This is a genomic window from Mycobacterium sp. IDUB_9, assembly GCF_055419505.1.
Window position 1 is genome coordinate 25,503 of the sequence record NZ_JBVAXU010000001.1, and the last position, 15,771, is coordinate 41,273.

Annotated in this window: 20 protein-coding genes; 6 read left to right on the top strand and 14 right to left on the bottom strand. The window is 66.8% G+C overall.

Annotated features, from left to right (window positions below; all coding sequences use genetic code 11):
• Window positions 1–263: 263 nt before the first annotated feature.
• The 3 genes from ACZY08_RS00165 to ACZY08_RS00175 all read left to right on the top strand — a co-directional run bounded on the left by ACZY08_RS00165 (window position 264) and on the right by ACZY08_RS00175 (window position 3,274).
• Complete coding sequence (locus tag ACZY08_RS00165) at window positions 264–1,229, top strand: acyl-ACP desaturase (RefSeq protein WP_463742604.1); 966 nt, start codon at window positions 264–266, stop codon at window positions 1,227–1,229.
• A 154-nt stretch (window positions 1,230–1,383) separates the two neighbouring features.
• The gene (gene mddA / locus ACZY08_RS00170) at window positions 1,384–2,154 is read left to right on the top strand and encodes a methanethiol S-methyltransferase (RefSeq protein ID WP_463742605.1); all 771 of its coding nucleotides are present in this window, start codon (window positions 1,384–1,386) and stop codon (window positions 2,152–2,154) included.
• Window positions 2,155–2,626: 472 nt separating this feature from the next.
• On the top strand, window positions 2,627–3,274 hold the full coding sequence (locus ACZY08_RS00175; RefSeq protein ID WP_463742606.1) for a hypothetical protein: 648 nt from the start codon (window positions 2,627–2,629) through the stop codon (window positions 3,272–3,274).
• On the opposite strand, the gene ACZY08_RS00180 is transcribed toward ACZY08_RS00175, so the two are convergent.
• From ACZY08_RS00180 to ACZY08_RS00195, 4 genes are all read right to left on the bottom strand, one after another.
• Window positions 3,231–3,674, bottom strand: a complete 444-nt coding sequence (locus ACZY08_RS00180; protein ID WP_463744088.1) for a pyridoxamine 5'-phosphate oxidase family protein — start codon at window positions 3,672–3,674, stop codon at window positions 3,231–3,233. The two genes, ACZY08_RS00175 and ACZY08_RS00180, sit on opposite strands and share 44 nt — an antisense overlap.
• 93 nt (window positions 3,675–3,767) lie before the next feature.
• The gene (locus ACZY08_RS00185) at window positions 3,768–3,959 is read right to left on the bottom strand and encodes a hypothetical protein (protein ID WP_463742607.1); all 192 of its coding nucleotides are present in this window, start codon (window positions 3,957–3,959) and stop codon (window positions 3,768–3,770) included.
• A 60-nt stretch (window positions 3,960–4,019) separates the two neighbouring features.
• Window positions 4,020–4,643: a TetR/AcrR family transcriptional regulator gene (locus ACZY08_RS00190; RefSeq protein ID WP_463742608.1), complete on the bottom strand. Its 624-nt coding sequence runs from the start codon at window positions 4,641–4,643 to the stop codon at window positions 4,020–4,022.
• Window positions 4,630–5,484, bottom strand: coding sequence for an oxygenase MpaB family protein (locus ACZY08_RS00195; protein WP_463742609.1), 855 nt, complete (start codon window positions 5,482–5,484; stop codon window positions 4,630–4,632). Before ACZY08_RS00195 ends, ACZY08_RS00190 begins: the two co-directional genes overlap by 14 nt.
• Window positions 5,485–5,617: 133 nt before the next feature.
• Between ACZY08_RS00195 and ACZY08_RS00200 the strand changes: the two genes are divergently transcribed.
• Window positions 5,618–6,466 (top strand): alpha/beta hydrolase, encoded by an 849-nt coding sequence (locus ACZY08_RS00200; protein ID WP_463742610.1) that lies wholly within the window; start codon window positions 5,618–5,620, stop codon window positions 6,464–6,466.
• 16 nt (window positions 6,467–6,482) lie between these two features.
• On the opposite strand, the gene ACZY08_RS00205 is transcribed toward ACZY08_RS00200, so the two are convergent.
• The 10 genes from ACZY08_RS00205 to ACZY08_RS00250 form a co-directional block, all read right to left on the bottom strand.
• Window positions 6,483–7,247, bottom strand: coding sequence for an APH(3'') family aminoglycoside O-phosphotransferase (locus ACZY08_RS00205; RefSeq protein WP_463742611.1), 765 nt, complete (start codon window positions 7,245–7,247; stop codon window positions 6,483–6,485).
• A gap of 3 nt (window positions 7,248–7,250) precedes the next feature.
• Window positions 7,251–7,478, bottom strand: a complete 228-nt coding sequence (locus tag ACZY08_RS00210; RefSeq protein WP_463742612.1) for a hypothetical protein — start codon at window positions 7,476–7,478, stop codon at window positions 7,251–7,253.
• Entirely contained in the window at window positions 7,475–7,960 is a 486-nt protein-coding gene (locus ACZY08_RS00215; RefSeq protein WP_463742613.1) for a DUF3093 domain-containing protein, read from the bottom strand. The genes ACZY08_RS00210 and ACZY08_RS00215 overlap by 4 nt, the downstream gene beginning before the upstream one ends.
• Complete coding sequence (locus tag ACZY08_RS00220; RefSeq protein ID WP_463742614.1) at window positions 7,950–8,315, bottom strand: hypothetical protein; 366 nt, start codon at window positions 8,313–8,315, stop codon at window positions 7,950–7,952. Before ACZY08_RS00220 ends, ACZY08_RS00215 begins: the two co-directional genes overlap by 11 nt.
• 19 nt (window positions 8,316–8,334) lie before the next feature.
• Window positions 8,335–8,769: a hypothetical protein gene (locus ACZY08_RS00225; protein WP_463742615.1), complete on the bottom strand. Its 435-nt coding sequence runs from the start codon at window positions 8,767–8,769 to the stop codon at window positions 8,335–8,337.
• Window positions 8,766–9,698, bottom strand: coding sequence for a porphobilinogen synthase (gene hemB, locus ACZY08_RS00230; protein WP_463744089.1), 933 nt, complete (start codon window positions 9,696–9,698; stop codon window positions 8,766–8,768). The genes ACZY08_RS00225 and hemB overlap by 4 nt, the downstream gene beginning before the upstream one ends.
• Before the next feature lie 136 nt (window positions 9,699–9,834).
• A complete protein-coding gene (locus tag ACZY08_RS00235) occupies window positions 9,835–11,514 on the bottom strand; it encodes a bifunctional uroporphyrinogen-III C-methyltransferase/uroporphyrinogen-III synthase (RefSeq protein WP_463742616.1) in 1,680 nt (559 codons plus the stop codon).
• Window positions 11,511–12,467 (bottom strand): hydroxymethylbilane synthase, encoded by a 957-nt coding sequence (hemC, locus tag ACZY08_RS00240; RefSeq protein ID WP_463742617.1) that lies wholly within the window; start codon window positions 12,465–12,467, stop codon window positions 11,511–11,513. The genes ACZY08_RS00235 and hemC overlap by 4 nt, the downstream gene beginning before the upstream one ends.
• 3 nt (window positions 12,468–12,470) lie before the next feature.
• The gene (locus tag ACZY08_RS00245; RefSeq protein ID WP_463742618.1) at window positions 12,471–13,826 is read right to left on the bottom strand and encodes a glutamyl-tRNA reductase; all 1,356 of its coding nucleotides are present in this window, start codon (window positions 13,824–13,826) and stop codon (window positions 12,471–12,473) included.
• A 52-nt stretch (window positions 13,827–13,878) separates the two neighbouring features.
• Complete coding sequence (locus tag ACZY08_RS00250; protein ID WP_463742619.1) at window positions 13,879–14,163, bottom strand: glutaredoxin family protein; 285 nt, start codon at window positions 14,161–14,163, stop codon at window positions 13,879–13,881.
• A gap of 38 nt (window positions 14,164–14,201) precedes the next feature.
• On the opposite strand from ACZY08_RS00250, the gene ACZY08_RS00255 reads away from it, so the two are divergent.
• Together ACZY08_RS00255 and ACZY08_RS00260 are read left to right on the top strand one after the other, a co-directional pair.
• A complete protein-coding gene (locus ACZY08_RS00255; protein WP_463742620.1) occupies window positions 14,202–15,095 on the top strand; it encodes an HAD family hydrolase in 894 nt (297 codons plus the stop codon).
• Between the two features lie 102 nt (window positions 15,096–15,197).
• Window positions 15,198–15,731, top strand: coding sequence for an FAS1-like dehydratase domain-containing protein (locus ACZY08_RS00260; RefSeq protein ID WP_463742621.1), 534 nt, complete (start codon window positions 15,198–15,200; stop codon window positions 15,729–15,731).
• The last annotated feature ends 40 nt before the right edge of the window (window positions 15,732–15,771 follow it).

Consider the following 15,771-nt stretch of genomic DNA (forward strand, 5'->3'; position numbering starts at 1 on the left):
CTTGAGGAATCGTCACCCCGTATCACCGAAGATCGGGGAAAGCGGTTATCAACGACAAGGACTTCGCTTTCACCGCATCGGAGGGGAGCCGGCGGGTGAGGTTCGACGTCACACACGCCGGTGCCGACCGCGCGCCCGGGCGCAGGCGCACTCCCGCATTGCTGGAATGGGTCACGTTCGAGGCGTGGAAGCACCGATCTACGGGTTGCGCGGGCTACGGTCATATACACACAACGGTCGGGTCACGACTTGATGGGACGCTGATGCAGAGACAATTGACCGACACCGAGATCCTCAAGGAACTTGAGCCGGTTGCCGAAGAAGGCCTCAATCACCACTTGAAGGTCGCCAAGGAGTGGCATCCGCACGACTACGTCCCGTGGGACCTCGGCCGCAACTTCGCGGCACTGGGTGGCGAAGACTGGGCACCGGAACAGTCGGGCCTGTCCGAAGTAGCCAAGGTCGCGATGATCACCAATCTGCTCACCGAGGACAACCTGCCGTCCTATCACCGCGGGGCGGCGAATCACTTCTCGCTCGACCGCGCCTGGGGTCATTGGGTAAACCAGTGGACCGCGGAGGAGAACCGTCACGGCATCGTCATCCGCGACTACCTCGTCGTCACCCGCGGAGTGGACCCTGTCGCCCTGGAGCGGATGCGCATGGAGCACATGCGCAACGGCTACGACCCCGACGAGGAAGAACGCGAGATCCACGAGCCCGGCCCGCTGATGATCGCGGCGTACGCCACCCTGCAGGAACTCGCGACCCGCGTCAGCCACCGCAACACCGGCAAGATCTGCGACGACCCACTCGCCGAGTCGATGCTGCAGCGCGTCGCGACGGACGAGAACCTGCACATGGTCTTCTACCGCAACGTGTTCTCCGCCGGCTTCGACCTCTCCCCCGACCAGGCGATGGAGGCGGTGTGCGCCATCATCGAAGGTTTCCGCATGCCCGGTCGCGGGATGCCGAACTGGCGGCGCAACAGCGTGATCATGGCCAAGCACGGCATCTACGATCTGCGTCAGCACCTCGAAGAGGTCGTGATGCCCAACGTCAAGAAGTGGCGGATCTTCGAACGCAACGACGTGACCGCAGTCGGCGAGAAGCGCCGCGAACAGCTGGCGACCTATCTGGGAGATCTCGAGAAGCAGGTTCTGCGGTTCGAGGAGCAACGGGACCGCATGCTGGCCCGCGAGGCTGCCAAGGCGGAGCGCTCCGCGTAGTTCAGACCGACGTCGTAGTTCAGACCGACGTCGAGTAGGTGCGGACGGTGCAGTAGACCCCTGTTCACCTGGGGATACAAGGTCTACCGTGGAGAGGCCACTACTGCGGCCGGCAGCGGGGCGGCATCTGTCCCATCGGTGGCTGGAGGTCACCATGAAGCGCCTACCCATCATCGTCTACGGCATCGCGAGCTATCTCCTGTTCGTCGTGTCGTTCCTCTATGCGATCGGATTCGTCGGCAATCTCGTGGTGCCGCGCACGGTCGATTCCGGCATCGCCGCACCCATCGCCGAGGCGGTGCTCGTCAACCTGCTGTTGCTGTCGGTGTTCGCCATCCAGCACAGTGTCATGGCTCGGCCCTGGTTCAAGGACCGCTGGACGCGGATCGTCCCGCAAGCCATCGAACGCAGCACGTACGTGTTGCTGTCCAGCCTGGCCCTGCTCCTCATGTACTGGCAGTGGCGCACCATGCCCGCGATCGTCTGGAATGTGGAATCCGCCGCAGGCCGGATGATCCTCTGGGCGCTGTTCTGGCTTGGCTGGGCCACGGTGTTCGCCTCGACGTTCATGATCAACCATTTCGACCTGTTCGGATTGCGGCAGGTGTGGCTGAACTGGCGCGGCCGGCCGTATCGCGAGCTGGGATTCCAGACGGTGATGCTCTACCGGGTTATCCGGCACCCGATCATGGCCGGGTTCATCGTCGCGTTCTGGGCTACCCCGACCATGACCGCGGGCCATCTGCTGTTCGCGGCCGTCAGCACCGTCTACATCCTGGTGGCGATCCAGCTCGAAGAACGCGACCTGGTGGACAGCCTGGGTGATCAATACCGCGACTACCGGCACCGGGTGGCGATGCTGGCTCCCGGTCTCCACCTCGGCCATCACGACGCCACCCCGAAGGTCAGGCACCGGCCGGCCTAGACGGCCGTATTCAACGCACCTGGCGGCCGAAAAGTCGCCGACTGGCTTTTAATTTTTTCTGATGTATGGTCGGGCTCAGTGATTGTTTGCGAGTAAAAGGAGCAACGATGGCTGATAAATCCCAAGGCCGCGCGCCCAAGAAACCGGCAATGACCATAAAGGAACGGCGAGCAGCAAAGCGCGACAAGGCCGCCGAGTCCGGGGAGATGATTCCCAGGAGGAAGCGCCCTGACCGGGCGTAGCACTCTGAAGTGCACGTTTTTCAACTTCCCGCTGTCGGCACCATCGATGGATAGGCCCCCGAGCCTGCCGGGATTTCCTCCGTATCGAATTCGGACCATTGATCATCTGACATTCGGCAAAATTCGAGAATCCCCATTTATTGGTCGAGGTGTATTACGTTGCGAAAAATAAGATCGGCCGGAAGTATGACAATTTCTTATTAGCATCGAGAACGGCGGATGGAATTGCAGTGGCGGGGCGAGAATCCGTCGGCCCGCAGGTCCTCACGCTCGGCTGGCTGACGGATCTGTCCGAGGCGATCGCCGCGGCGCTGGGGCGCTCCGACATCCGGGTCAAACATGCACATCCGCCGTGCGCGCGGGTACCGATCCGGACACGTTGGCACACGACCGGTTCGGCAACACCGCCATTGAGTGCCGACGAGATCGACTCGGTGATCGTCATTTTCGACGGGCAGTCGGTGCGATCCCGGTTCGTCGGACGCCAGACCATCGCATGGCGCAGGCGGTTACGCGCTCGCGCGAACGACGCATGCGCGTTGGCAACCACCACCGCGCTTACCGTGGGTGCGCGTCGGGTCCTGCTGATCTGCGACGCACGTCGATTGCCGTCGAACCGGAGGCGCGACGCGATCCGCTGGACCCGCAACCTGGCGCACCGGATCAGATACGAATGCCTGGTCAACGGACTGCCCGGGCACTCGGCCGGCTACGCGGTGATCGACACCGACGAGGACGTCAGCGACGTCGCCGAGTCCGTCGTGCCGTGGCATTCCGGCCACGGGGCCGAGCGGCAACGGTGGCCACTGCATCCGGTCGTGAGCGGCGCCGGCGTCACGCCCGCCAGTTCAGCACCTCGCCGGACCCCGCTGTCATGACCGTGCCCGGCATCACCCGCAGCCGGTAGGGAGTCAGGCGCAACGCCGCGAACTGATCCGACGTCGGCCCGCCACTCCACTGCGGGATCACATACGGGTCATAGCCCACCGGCGCCGGGCCGTTGGCGAAGCGGTCCCACACCCGCCTGCAGGTCTCGTCGTCGGTGTACCACTCCACCAGGCAGTCCGCCGCGCACGTGTCGTGGTTGGTGGTCCAGTAGCTGACCGAGACGTGCGGATGCACTGCCAAGTGCGCCCGCTTGACCGGGCTGGGCACGGTGGCGATCCAGCCGAACAGATCGGTCCCGTCCCACTCCCAGATCGGGTGCAGGATCCGACTGCGGGGTTGGCCGTCGGCATCGACAGTGGCCACCGATGCCCACACGATCTCGTGGGCCATCGTCACGAAGGCAGGGGCGATTCGTTCGAGCGGGATCGCAGTCACACCAGCCACAGTAGGCAACAACGGGCCAGCGACGGCATGGGTTCGCGGTTACTGCTCGTTGTCGGGCCGACCGTAGATCGGCTTACCGTCATCGTCCAACCAGTCGTTGACAGCTGTGCCCGAGACCGTGCCGTGGCTGCCGGGCAGGGTGACGGTCGAGCGGTCGCTGTCGTAGGACTTCATGACGCGCTCGGCTTCCTTGCGGTTCTCTTCGGTGACGCGGGGCTTCTCGGTGGTCATCCCTATCGGCTGCCCGAAAGTGCGAGCTGCCAAACACTTTGCCACCGCCCCTCGCGCGGATCAGGCCGAGACGGTGCGCAGCGACGCCGGCAGGCTGGGCAGGAAATGGCGGGTGGCGAATGCCCGGATGTCCTCGGGCGTGGCGAGGGGTTCGACGCTGGGCAGCAACAGGACCATCCCCGCGTAGCGCAGGATGGTGTCGGCCAGGTCGTTGACCGCCTGCTCGCCGATGCGGTCGGCGAACCCGGCCGGGAAGATCACCTTCAGCGCCGCGGCCATCCGCTCGACCGCCGCGCCGTAGTGCGTGTGCAGCATCTCCATGACCAGGGCCGGTTCGTCGGCGATCAGCTGGTTGAGCACATGGTGGCGCCGGAACCGCAGGATCGACAGCGTGAACGCTTCGACATAGTAATTCGATTGCGGCCCTGCACTTTTCAACTCGTTGGCGATGTCGGCGAACAGCGCCACATTTTCCCGCTCGATCACGGCGGCGACCAGCTCGTCACGGTTGGCGAATCGACGGTAGATCGTGGTGCGGCTGACGCCGGCCCGGCGCGCCACATCGTCGAGCGCGACGCGGCGCAGGCCGTGCCGTTCGAATTCGACGAGGGCGGCATCCAGGATCGCCACCGTCGCGGGCGACGAATCAGACACCGTCGCGGGCGACGAATCAGCCTCGCGCATAGCCCTTTTGCGCAAATTTGTTGTAGCGCACACTCATCGGTAGATGATCCCACACCCAGTTCACCGGGCGGGACCGCCAGAACGCTGCAAACCGCTGGTAATTGCGTTCCTGGCGTTCACTCCACGGCAGGTCGAGCAGGTCACGGGCGCGCGGCGGCAGCCCGCCCGCGGTCAGGAAGGCCGCGGCCGGGTCGAACACCGTGGCGGCCACGCGCCACACCGCCGGGTGCACCCCCTTCGGACACGGGAAACCCTTGGTCACATAGCCGACGCCGTAGCGGGCGGACTTGTGCGGCACGGCCACCTCGTTCATCACCCGGTCCCAGTACTGCTCGAACTCGGCGTAGGTGGCCGGCATCGGCCGGTCACTGACCCCATAGCGGCGGTACCAGGTCTTGGACTCCAGGTAGATCTGTTCCTTCTCGGCGTCGCTGAGCCGTTTGACGAAGGTGTCGGCGAAGTAGAGGACCTGCTCGACGAACGTCGCGTGGGCCCAGAAGTAGGTGTCGGGGTCCAGCGCGTGGTAGCGCGAGCCGTCGGGCATATCGCCCTTGACGTGGTGATGGAAGTCGCGCACCTGGGTGCCGGCGTTCTCGTCCTCGGTGCCGTAGACGGTCCGGAAGATCGGCGGGATGGTGCGTTTGAGCCGCTCGGCGGTGTCGGAGAAGAACGTCGAATGGTCCAGCACGCCCTGCCCCAGCTCGGCCAGCATGTTCTGCAGCACGGCGGGCCGGGGGCCGATCAGATACATCCGGTTGTCGCCGAAGTACTTCCAGACCAGCGATTGCGGCCCCAGGGGCAGGGCGTCGGTCTGCTGCGGCTGCTCAACCAATTCGGTCATGGACACAGTGTTACAGATTTCGAACTTTGTACCAAGAGTTCTGTGACCGGGATCACCGACACGGTGGGCGGCGTTATCGCGCTGATGCCGGACCGTGTCGCAGGCTGAGACCCGCAGTTGGAATGATGCGCAGGTGACCTCGCTGACCCGCCGCGACGCGCTGCGTCTAGGCGTCACCGGTGCGGGTGCCGCGGGACTGATGGCGTTGGGCAGCCTGCTCGGTCCGCCCAAGCCCGGCGCGTCTCCGAACCCCAACCAACCGGCCGCCGCGGGCGCGCCCTTGCCGACCCGCGACTCAGGGTCGTTCATCTCCGCGGCCCGCGGCGGCGTCGAAACCAACTGGATCATCGCCCGCCCGCCGGGCCAGCACGGCCCACTACGTCCGGTGATCGCCCTGCACGGGATGGACAACGACGCCGCCGGCGTGATGAGCCTGGGCATCCCCGAGGCGCTGGCTCAGCTGACCGCGGCCGGCCGGCCGCCGTTCGCAGTGGTCAGTGTGGATGGCGGTAACTCGTTCTGGCGCCGTCGAGCCTCTGGTGGAGACTCCGGGGCGATGGTGCTCAACGAACTGATCCCGATGCTGGCCACCAAGGGCATCGACACCTCGCGCGTGGCCTTCATGGGCTGGTCGATGGGCGGCTACGGCGCCATGCTGTTGGGCGCCAGACTGGGCGCGGCGCGCACCGCGGCGGTCTGCGCCATCAGCCCGGCGCTCTACCTCACGTACTGGGGCGCCCCGCCCGACGCCTTCGACAGCCTCGAAGACTGGCAGCAGAACTCAGCGCTGAGACTGGTACCGGCGCTGGGGTCGATCCCGCTACGCATCGACTGCGGCACCGGGGACGGGTTTTACGCCGCGACCCGAATGTTCGTCAACCAACTGCCCAGGACCCCGGCCGTCGGCTTCTACCCCGGCGGCCACGATCAGGACTTCTGGCGCGCGCACCTGTCCGACGAGCTGGCCTGGCTCGATTCCTGAACCGCGCCTTGGGCTCTCACCCCCAGGTCAGCGGATCCAATGCGAGGTAGAACCGCAGCCGGTCCTCGTCTATCGCCGCCGGATAGTCCACTGCCAGGCCCGCCGCGTCGCCCTCGGCGAATCCCGGAAAGGTGTCGGCCGTATTGGCCAGCAACAACGCCAGGTCGGCATGGCGGTCCGCGAGTCCCAGCCGGCCCAGGTCGACGAACCCCGCGACGGTAAGCCGGTCCGGGTCGATCAGGATGTTCGGCAGGCACAGGTCGCCATGGCACACCACCTGATCGGCGGCCTCCTGGCGGCGACGCAGACCGGCCTCACGTTCGACGCGGGCGAGCAGTTCTCCGGGCGGGACGTCCCGGTCCTCGTCGCACAGGAACTCCGGGTTGACCGCACCCGCGGCGACGACCGAGCGGGCCCGGGCCAGCATGTCGTCCAGATCGCGCCGGTAGGGACACTCGTGGGCCGCGATGCCGTGCAGCGTGCGGACCGCCTCCACGATCGAGGGCCAGGCCGCCCGCAGAGCCGGTTCCGCGAGCCGATCCGCAGCGACGCCGCCGATGGCACTGGTGACCAGGACGGCACCGCCGTCCTCGGTGGCAGACCAGTCGATGATTTCCGGCACCGGAAGCCCGTGGTCGTGCGCCCAGGACACCCGGTCCCGTTCCGCGGCCAGATCGGCCGCTGCCGCGGGGCCGACCACCTTGGCGTACCTGGCACCGTCAGCGTCCCGGAACACACCGGCGCCGGATTCTCCCTGCGAGACGGGCTGCCAGTCGGTCATGTGTCAGCGGCGCAACCGGGCGACACCCAACACCGTCAGTACGCCCGCCAGACCCGCCAGCACCAACGCCAGCACCAACAGCGGCGACGAATAGCTGACCGCCGTGGTGACCGGCTCACCGTCCAATACGGGTGCCACCTCGATCGTCGTCGCCGCCGCCATCCAGCTCAGCACACAGCCCACGGCGGCAACGGCGGCCACCACGAGCTCGACGACGGCGCGACGCTTCACGGGGTGCGCTCCTCGACGAGTGGCGTCAGCACTTCCCGCAGCCGACGATGCTTGCGTGCCCAGGCCTGGGCCCCGCGACCGCCGGTGAGTTTCAGCCCGATGCCGGTGCGGCCCCGGGGCACCCCGGAGAGCTCACCGAGGGCCCGGTCGGACTGCCACTTCGGCGACTCGGAGCCCGACGCCTCGGGGTAAATCTTCACGATCTCATCGATCTTCAGGATCTCGGCGCCCTGGCGCAGGGTCTCGGCGGTCAGCTCAACCGAGGTGTGGATGCGCGCGGCCTTGATCTGGATGGCCACGAACGCCGACACCAATACCAGGAACAGGATCGGAATCCACAGGTCGTAGCCGTATCCGCCGGTCATCTGCAGAATCGCCATGCCGACACCGGCGAACGGCCCCAGCAAGAGCCACGCCCAGCTGGCCCCCTGCTCGTAGAACAGGACCTCGGCGGCAACTTTGTTCACCGGTTCACTCTCCATCGTCACCCCTCCGCTGCGACAGCGCGCTCAGGCCGGTACCCGCGATGAGCGGGAGCAGCGCGACCAGCACGAGAATATTGAGGCCGGTCAACAGCACCAGAACCACGATAGCCAGCGACAACGCCATCGCGGCGCGCCGGTAGCGCGGATCGGCGGAGCGACTCCGGCCGGCCAGGAAGGCCATGCCGAGGCCCGCGAGCACCGTGAGCACTCCCACCCACCGGTACAACGTCGCGTTCACGGGCGGGCTCGACGAGACTGCGAGCATTCCGCCGGCGATCAATAACACCGAGCCGACCAACCAGCAACTGAACCCGATGGTCGCGCGTCGCGACGGGGATGAGTGTGCAGACATTGTCGGGAAGCGTAGCGACTCAGCGGGTGAAGAAACCGTCGGCGTCCTTGCGGTAGAGCAGGTAGAGCCCGCCGGCGATCAAGACAGACCCGACGATTGCGGTGACCGCGTAACCCACCGCAGCCGCGTCCTGACGTTCGCCACTCAGCAGGCTGCCGATCGAGTGGAGCACCGAGATGATCCCGCCGCTGGTCAACAGGGTGCGAGCCCAGCGATACCCCTGCCGCATCAGCAACAGGAACGCCACCACGATCGAGGACAGCACCACCACGAACATCACCGAGAAGACGACCGTCATCGACTGTTGCACGCCCTTGCCGGAGCCGGTGAGTGCGTCGATCAGATACCCGACCACCATGAGCACCAGTGCGGCCGCCCACAACCAGAACCCGGTGTCGACGTCCTCGGGACGTCCGGTCGGGCTCGGTTGCTGTTCGGTCACCTGATCGGTCACGCGAGCCAGCTGGCCACGTCGGCCGCCCAATAGGTCAGCACGATGTCGGCACCGGCCCGCCGGATTCCGGTCAAGGACTCCAGGGCGGCGGCCTGCAGGTCGATCCAGCCATTGGCCGCAGCGGCGCAGATCATCGAGTATTCGCCCGAAATCTGGTACGCCGCAACGGGTACCGGTGAGATATCGGCAGCGGCGCGCACCACATCCAGGTAACTCATCGCGGGCTTGACCATCACCATGTCGGCGCCCTCGTCGATGTCGAGTTCCACCTCGTGCACGGCCTCGCGGATATTGCCCGGATCCTGTTGATAGGTGCGCCGATCGCCCTGCAAGCTCGACGACACCGCTTCCCGGAACGGGCCGTAGAACGCCGAGGCGAACTTGGCGGCATAGGCCAAGATGGCGACGTCGGCGTGTCCGGCGGCATCGAGGCCGTCGCGGATGGCGGCCACCTGACCGTCCATCATGCCGCTGGGACCCACCACGTGTGCACCCGACTCCGCTTGTGCCACAGCAAGTTCCACATAGCGCGTGTTGGTGGCGTCGTTATCGACCCGGCCCGCGGCATCCAGCACCCCACAGTGCCCGTGATCGGTGAACTCGTCGAGGCAGGTGTCGGCCATCAGCACCGTCGCGTCACCGAGGTCCTTGGCCAGATCGCGCAGGGCCACGTTGAGGATGCCGTCCGGATCGATGCCCACGGCACCGGTCGGATCCTTGTCCTCGTCGCGGGGCACGCCGAACAGCATCAACCCGCCCACACCGGCCGCCACCGCGTCGGCGGCCGCCTGGCGCAACGAATCCCTGGTGTGTTGCACCACGCCGGGCATCGAGGAGATCGGGCGCGGAGCGTCGATACCGTCAGCGACGAACATCGGCAGCACCAGATGCCGCGGCTCCAAAGAGGTTTGGGCCACCAGCCGACGCATCGCCGGCGTGGACCGCAGACGACGAGGACGATGCCTTGGAAAGGCCACAGATATCCCTCCTCCGATCCATCCTCGAAACGGCATTCCAGCAGGAGAAGTTCGAGTACGGCCCTGCCGGAATGCTGTTTCGGCGAAACTAGCGCCGGCGGCTCTTCTTGCGCGGCGGAGGCAGCGCCCCTTCGGCGCGCAGTCGAGCGGCATGCTCGGCAAGCGCATCAACCAGCGGTCCCACCGCGGCCGACTCGGGTTGGACATCCACCCGCAGGCCGAATTCCGCTGCGGTTTCAGCAGTTTTCGGTCCGATGCAGGCCACGATGGTCCGAGCGTGCGGCTTGCCGGCGATACCGACCAGGTTGCGCACCGTCGAGCTCGAGGTGAAGCAGACCGCGTCGAAGCCGCCGGTCTTGATCATCTCGCGGGTCTGCGCCGGCGGCGGAGCCGCCCGCACGGTGCGGTAGGCAGTGACGTCCTCGATCTCCCAGCCGCGCTCCCGCAGGCCCTCGGCCAGCGTCTCGGTGGCGATGTCGGCACGGGGCAGCAGCACCCGATTCACCGGATCGAAAACCTCGTCGAACGGCGGGAACTCATCGAGCAGGCCGAGCGAGGACTGCTCACCCGACGGCACCAGCTCGGGGTTGATACCGAACCCCCGCACCTTGTCGGCGGTGGCCTGCCCGACACAGGCGATCTTCACACCCGAGAACGCCCGCGCGTCCAAGCCGAACTCGTTGAACTTCTCCCAGACCGCACGCACGGCATTGGTCGAGGTGAACACGACCCACTGGAAACGACCGTCGACCAGGCCCTTGACCGCGCGCTCCATCTGCGCGGGGCTGCGCGGCGGTTCGACCGCGATGGTCGGCACCTCGATCGGCAGGGCGCCGTGGCCCACCAGCCGATCGCTCATCTCGCCGGCCTGATCCTTGGTGCGCGGCACCAGCACGGTCCAGCCGTACAGGGCGCGGCTCTCCCACCAGTTCAACTTGGCCCGGTTCGCCACGGTCTTGCCGATGGTGACGACCAGCGGACCGACCAGCGGCCCCGCCAGCTCACTTCCGGCCGGCTTCTCCAGCACCGCCTTGTCGGTCAGCCCACCGAGGGTGGCCTCCACCGAGCGCTGCTGGCAGGTGGTACCGCTCGCGGTCACCACCGCAGGAGTGTTCTCCGACAGACCGAACTCGATCAGGGTGCGGGCGGCATCCGGCAGGTGCGACGCGGTCGCGTGCAGGATCAGCGGCCCGGGTGCGGCGGCCAGGGCCGCCCAGTCCACGTCACCGCGGACATCGGCCACGGTGTGCGACGACCCGAGCGGCAGGCCCGCGTAGGTGGGCACAGCACTCGTGGCGGGCAATCCGGGGACGATCTCGAAGTTCATGTGGGATTTGGCCAGTGCACCGATCTCGGTGATGACGGCGTCCACCGACAGCGGGTCACCGGCGACCAGGCGCACCACGTCGTAGCCGTGGCGGGCCTCGGAGATCAGTGTCTTGGCCACCTCGGCGGGATCGCCGAGAGCCGGACGGATCTCGGGCCCACCCGCGATGATGGCGGCTTGTCCGGCGTCGGGCGCTCCGGCGGCGTCGCCACCGGCGGCGGCGTCGGCCTTGGTCGGCTCAGCCGGGGCCGGGCCGGATGCCGGTGGCAGCTCGGTGCCGATCAGGGCCAGTACGGCCTCTGGGACGTCGGGATCGGTGAACACCAACTCGGCGTGCGCCAACACTGTTTGCGCCCGTGCCGTCAGCAGCCCCGGGTCTCCCGGGCCTGAGCCCACAAATGTGATGCGGCCGGGCTTCGCCTTGCGACCTCGCATGGTCATTCTTCACTCCCGCGCTCTACCAACAGCTCGCGTGCACCCAGCTCGAAAAGCTCCGCGGCCACCGAGACACCCAAGTCGGCGGCCCGTTCGGGAGTTCCGATACCGGACGCACGGATCACGTCGGATCCGTCCAGCGTCGCTACGCAGCCGCGCAACGACAGCTCCTCGAAGACATTGCCGTCCTCATCGATCGACTCGACCACTTCTGCGATCGCGCCCACCGGTGCGGAACAGCCCGCCTCCAGTTCGGCGAGCAGGGTCCGTTCGGCGGTGACCGCGGCGCGCGTGTCGGTGTCATCCAACTCCGACAGCACCGAAATCAGCTCGGTGTCGCCGGAGCGGCACTCCACCGCGAGCGCACCTTGAGCCGGCGCTGGCAACATCTGCACCGGCTCGAGCGACTCGGTGACTGCATCGAGACGTCCGATGCGGGCCAGACCCGCACGGGCGACCACGATGGCGTCGAGATCGCCGCTCGTAACCCTGTTCAACCTGGTATCTAGGTTGCCTCGTAGGGGGCGGATTTCCAAACCGAGACCCAGTGCTCTAAGCTGCGCGGCCCGTCGCGCACTCGACGTGCCGATCACAGACCCGGGCGGCAACTCGCCGAGCACCATTCCGTCGCGCGCCACCAGCGCGTCACGGGAGTCCTCACGCCGCGGGACGGCGGCGATCACGAACCGCTCGTCACGTGCGGTGGGCAAATCTTTGTAGGAGTGCACTGCCATGTCCACCCGGCCGTCGTGGATCGCCTCCCGCAGCGCCGCGGTGAAGACCCCGACGCCGATTTCGGCGATGGGACCTTGGTTACGGTCGCCCTCGGTCGAGATGATCACCAACTCGCAGGGGTGACCTGCGGCCCGCAAAGCGTCCCTGATGGTGCCGGCCTGCGTGGTCGCCAGCAGGCTACCCCGGGTGCCGATCCGGATTACCGTATCGCGCGTTTCTACCAAGCTCTACTCAGACTTATCGAGATCTGTTGTCATAAAGGGCAATTCGCTGGCCGCCACAGCTTCGACGGCCTGCGGGTCGAGTTCGAACAGCTCCCGCAGAGCCTCTGCGTAGCTGTCCCCGCCAGGTGCGCTGGCGAGTTGTTTCACCCGCACCGTGGGTGCGTGCAAAAGTTTGTCGACGACGCGGCGGACCGTCTTGGCCACCTCGTCGCGGTATGCCGCCTCGAGTTCGGGCAGCCGGTTGTCCAGGCGCAGCAACTCGGCCTCCACCACGTCGGCGGCGCGTTGCCGCAGCGCGGTAACGGTCGGGGTGACCTCGGCCATCCGCTGACCCGCCAGGTAGTTGGCAACCTCGGTGGCGACGATCGTGCGGGCCGCATCGGCATCGGTCGCCGCGGCCCGCGCCGACGGCTCCCGCTGAATCCGGTCCATGTCGACGACCCAGACACCGGGTAACCCGGAAACCGCCGGATCGACGTCGCGGGGCATTCCGAGGTCACAGATGACCAGCTGACGATCACCGGCCGCGGCGTTGCGCTGCGCCAGCGCGTGGTGCACGTCGGCCAGGGAGACCACCGGCCGTACCGCCCCGGTGCTGCTGACCACGACATCGGAATCGGCCAGGGCTTCCGCGAGATTGTCCAAGGAGAAGGGCTGCGCCTGCACGCCCTGCTCAGTCAGGTTCGCGGCGAGGCGCTGGGCCCGCGGCAGCGAGCGATTCACCACGTGAACCCGTTCGATTCCGGCCCGCACCAGATGTGCGCCGGCCAGGGCGCCCATCGAGCCCGCGCCGATGACGGCTGCGGTGCGCCCGGCGAGCCCACCGGTGAGTTTGGTCTCGGCCATGCCGAGGGCGACCGACACGACGGATGCACCCGCGGCGTCGATCCCGGTCTCGGAGTGCACGCGCTTACCGACATTGAGTGCGCGCTGGGCCAGCTCGTGCAGGGTGCGCCCGACGGTCTGGTGCTCCTCGGCCGACGAATAGGCACGCCGCACCTGCCCCAGCACCTGGGCTTCACCGATGACGGCCGAATCCAGGCCGCTGGTCACCGCGAACAGATGCTCGACGGCGGCCTCGGCGTAGCGCACGTAGGCGTATTTCGTGAGGTCGTTCAGCGACATGCCGGAGTGCTCCGAGAGCACCTGCCCGATGATCGAGAGGCCGCCGTGGAAGGCCTCGACCACGGCATAGATCTCGACGCGGTTGCACGTGGACAGGACCATTGCCTCGGTGACCAACGAGGATCGAAGGACCTCGTCGATGATCTTGGCCTGATCGGATTCGTCAGTGCTCAACTGCTCGAGAACAGACACCGGCGCGCTGCGGTGCGAAACCCCGAATAGCAGCACACTCACGGCTTCATCACCACGTCACCAAGGTAATCGTTTCCTGCCCGCCCACCAAATTTCATCTCGGTGCGATGTCGGCCCGAAGCGCCTGCTCGTCGACTTCCCAATAGCTGTGCTGGGTCCCGTTCAGCAAAACCACCGGCAGCAGATCGCCGAACCGGGCCCTCAAGGTCGCGTCCCCGGCGGCGGCAGCGGCATCGACGTCGGTGTTCACCAGGTCGAAGTCCAGTTCTTCGCGCAACGCGGCCAGCTGCCGGGCCGCCTGCTCACACATGCTGCAGCCCGTTCGGGTCAGCAACGTCACAGTGGTTCGACCGCCGGTACCCGCCTGCTCGCCCTCCACACCGCCAGTATCCCGGCCGGGTGACTTAGGGTGAAAACGTGCCCGAATCCGGTAGTGCCGATGCGCTCGAACAGGAGCTTGCCGCCGAGGCCAGCGCCGAACTCGCTGTGACCGAGCTCGAGCCCGACACCGGAACCGCGACGACGCCGGCGCCGCCGCCCGATCTGACGGCCGCAGCGTTCTTCGACGTCGACAACACCCTGGTGCACGGGTCGTCATTGGTGCACTTCGCCCGCGGCCTGGCCGCCCGCAAGTACTTCACCTACGGCGACGTACTCGGGTTCGTCTATGCGCAGGCCAAGTTCCAGCTCACCGGCAAGGAGAACAGCGACGACGTGGCGGCCGGGCGGACCAAGGCCCTGGCCTTCATCGAGGGCCGCTCGACAGCCGAACTCGTCGAACTCGGCGAGGAGATCTACGACCAGATCATCGCCGACAAGATCTGGCCGGGCACCCGGGCGCTGGCCCAGATGCACCTGGACGCCGGTCAGCAGGTTTGGCTGGTCACCGCGACTCCCTACGAACTGGCCGCGACGATCGCCAAGCGTCTGGGGCTGACAGGGGCATTGGGAACAGTCGCCGAATCGGTCGACGGGGTGTTCACCGGCCGGTTGGTCGGGGACATCCTGCACGGCACCGGCAAGGCTCACGCCGTGCGGTCCCTGGCCATCCGCGAAGGTCTCAACCTGCGCCGGTGCACCGCCTATTCGGACAGCTTCAACGACGTACCGATGCTGTCGCTGGTCGGCACCGCGGTGGCGATCAACCCCGACGCCGCGCTACGCGATGTGGCCAGGGAGCGCGGCTGGGAGATCCGCGACTTCCGCACCGCACGCAAGGCTGCGCGCATCGGGGTGCCGTCCGCATTGGCGCTCGGCGCGCTGGGCGGCGCGCTGGCCGCTGCCGCCTCACGCCGACACGACATTCGCTGACCTGACAGGCCGCGTTATAAGCTTCGGCGGGCCGCTCCAGCGGCTCGGCAGTCAGGCACGTTTGTGCGCACCGCGCACCGCATACCGAACAGCGCAGGGAATATGAGCATCGCCGCAAACATCATCGGGACTCACTACCGGTACCCCGACTACTTCGAGGTCGGCCGGGAAAAGGTCCGTGAGTTCGCCAGCGCGGTCAAGGATGACCATCCGGCGCTCTACGACGCCGAGGCCGCCAAAGAATACGGCCACGACTCCGTGGTGGCGTCGGTGACGTTCCTCGCAGTGGCCGGCCGGCGGGTCCAGCTTGAGCTGTTCGACAAGTTCGACATTCCGATCAACCTCGAGCGCGTCCTGCACCGCGACCAGAAGCTGATCTTCCACCGGCCGATCCTGGTCGGCGACAAGCTGTGGTTCGACTCATACCTGGACTCGGTCATCGAGTCGCACGGCACCGTGATCGCCGAGGTCCGGGCCGAGGTGACCGACGACGACGGCAACCCGGTTGCCACCAGCATCGTCACCATGCTCGGCGAGGCCGCCATCGACGAGGCCGACGAGATCAGTTCACAGATCGCCGCGGCACGCGACGCCGCCATCGCCAAGATGGTTGCCGGGCAAAAGTCCGGCGCCTGATTTTTCCTTGCGACATTTCCCGCGAGCAGACACAAAACTG